The sequence below is a fragment of the Kocuria palustris genome (assembly GCF_007666205.1).
In the GTDB taxonomy this organism is placed as follows: Bacteria; Actinomycetota; Actinomycetes; order Actinomycetales; family Micrococcaceae; genus Kocuria; species Kocuria palustris_A.
On the sequence record NZ_VDOR01000034.1, the window covers coordinates 1 to 2,416 of the forward strand.

The 2,416-nt window shown below is 63.3% G+C and carries 3 protein-coding genes; 2 read left to right on the plus strand and 1 reads right to left on the minus strand.

Annotation, left to right across the window (positions count from 1 at the left end; translation table 11 throughout):
• Nucleotides 1-37: 37 nt before the first annotated feature.
• On the minus strand, nucleotides 38-589 hold the full coding sequence (locus tag FSY66_RS12350) for a hypothetical protein (protein WP_144795379.1): 552 nt from the start codon (nucleotides 587-589) through the stop codon (nucleotides 38-40).
• A 211-nt stretch (nucleotides 590-800) separates the two neighbouring features.
• Between FSY66_RS12350 and FSY66_RS12355 the strand changes: the two genes are divergently transcribed.
• Nucleotides 801-1,460: a hypothetical protein gene (locus FSY66_RS12355; RefSeq protein WP_144795381.1), complete on the plus strand. Its 660-nt coding sequence runs from the start codon at nucleotides 801-803 to the stop codon at nucleotides 1,458-1,460.
• On the plus strand, nucleotides 1,438-1,980 hold the full coding sequence (locus FSY66_RS12360; RefSeq protein WP_144795383.1) for a hypothetical protein: 543 nt from the start codon (nucleotides 1,438-1,440) through the stop codon (nucleotides 1,978-1,980). Before FSY66_RS12355 ends, FSY66_RS12360 begins: the two co-directional genes overlap by 23 nt.
• Nucleotides 1,981-2,416: the final 436 nt, after the last annotated feature.

Consider the following 2,416-nt stretch of genomic DNA (forward strand, 5'->3'; position numbering starts at 1 on the left):
CCTTCCAGGCCGCCCTCCGGGCAAGCCAGATCAGATGTCACCTATCCGTGCGGCAGTCCCTGGCGTTGCGGGTGGCGACCATGAGCGAGAGGACATTCCAGTCCAAGTAGTCCAGCGACTTCGGTAGCTTAGCCAGGCTCGGTACTAGGTGATTCTCCGCCTTGGCGTCCGAGGACTTCTTGTCCTTGAAGGTGAGGTTGTAGTCGTTGGGGTCGAGCATTCCGGCGACCCGCTCCATCGTCGGGTGCTTGGGCAGCGCGACTTCGAAGCGGCCCTCGGGATCGTCCTGTATGCCCTTGATCAGGGCCTTGACCTTCTCGTCAGACTTCGCGGCGGCGTCGACCACGCGTTTGGTCACCCAGGCGCGGAACTGGGTCGCGTCGCAGGCAATGGCTCGTATATGCCAGTCGGTCCGGAACGACTCCCAGTTGGTGGCGCAGGCGCTCAACGTGGCCTCAGAGGTGGCATGCAGTGCGGATGGGCCGAGCACATCCGCCTGCGCCTGGATCGCCCACCAGTGGTCGATGACGCGCTGCTGCGCCTCGAGGTAGTCGTCGACGGGTTTGCGGAGGTCCGGGGTTCTGGTCACCCGCCTGATGCTACCGGTGCACGACGATGAGCGTTCGTCTCCGATTCCTCTGCCGATGCGCAACTGGCATGACTACATCGATGCACAGGCCGCCTAGGGTGAGCCGTAGGCGGTGGCGCGCGCACCCAAGCCGAGTTCGCGGAGCTGTTCAACGTCTCTCGCACCACCATCTATCGCGAGTTGCGCCGCACCACGGGCTACAACTGCCCGCGTGTTCACCGCCACTGAGCGATCACAGAAGCCCGCCACCAAGCCATCACATCTACACGCGACCGCCGACCGGCAGCCCGAGCCGCGCCACAAACGACCGTTTGAGCTACAGCGCCGCGTTCGCCGCCTCGACACGTCCTTGGAGGCGACGAACACCGTCCCGAATCATCGCGCCATACCCCTGCTCGGGCAGTCGTGCCACAGATTGCTGCGCCCGTACAACCTGATCTTCGGCGTCTTTGACGCGCCCAGCGCGCAGGTAATCATCACCAAGGTTAAGGTGCAAGCTCGGAGCGAATCCCCCTGTCGAGGGAACTCCGATGGCTGCGAGGTCACCGTCTTGGAGGTGTGTGAACTCCGTCAAGGCTTGCTCGTCCCAATGAGTCTCACTCTGAAGATTCTCCTGCTGGTCGGCCAGGTAGTGCGCCAACACGCACCGTTGGGCATGGTCTTCTTCGACCACCTCATCCCAGCACTTCTCGAGAGCCGCCTTGGCGGCTTCGCTCCGACCGTTGACCGCTTGACCGACTGCTTCGAGGACTGGTTCCCAATTCATGCCCCCGACACTAGACGTGAGGAAGGACATGGCCGCAGACAGGTAGCTCAAACGACCGATTCTGACTCCAAGGAAGGCCACCATGCAGCAAGCCCGATCGCATGAAGAAGTCAAGACCCGTCATCTCAAAACGGCCCGAGAACTCGTGCAGCGTGGGTACACCTGGCAGGCTCTCGATCAGACCAACACGGATCATCTCGACCAGCTCACCGATCTGATCCGTAGCCGAGTCGCGGTATCGGCGGACTGGACTCTTGAACCGAAGACCGGGGCGGTGATCGCCCTCGACTCGCACAGCACCGTCGCGGCAGCAGCAGTCGTAGGAGCAGCCAACTTTGACGGTTACGAAGTGGCCTCCGTCATCGCTCTGGCGACGGCACCTGAGCACAGTGGAAGCGGAGTTGGGTTCCTGACTCTGCGCATGGTCGAACCGTACCTAGCTCAGAGCGGCCACCGTCCGCACATGATCTACGGCGGTTGTGAGCCGCGCATGTCCCGGTTCTACGCAAGCGCGGGCTTCAACGTACTTGACCCACACGCGGCATTGTCCATTCCTGGCGCAAGAGCACCCGTCAGACCATCCAGCACGCGGTACACAGCTTGGTTCTACACCAGGCGTGGGTGACGACCGTGCACGAATCAGATGGAGCGCCGTCCACGCTTCCGCATAGGAGGGCGCTCGAGACATTGGCCGCAGCCGGGTTCACCGAGGCCGATCCGTGCCCGCTCGAGCAGTGGGCAGCCAGTGGCCCGCCACGGGATGTGGGAGTCATAGTCGCCCCGAGTGGTGCGCTCATTGCCCACACCCGCCGCCACCCGAGCCGTGCGGACGCTTGGGGAGTGGTGCTTGACGGTTCGCCCGTGCTTGTTGCGCTGCGCTTCGCCGTGCCAGGAATTGAGGCTGCGACCGGAACGCGGGTCGCACACATCGCAGGGTGGGAGCTGACCACATGATTATCGGCTACGCGAGAGTTTCCACACGCGGCCAGGGCGAGTCCCTAGCTGTAAGAGGGCATGACGTTATTGGCAGGGGCCGGGACGCGTGAGGCCGGGGGATGATC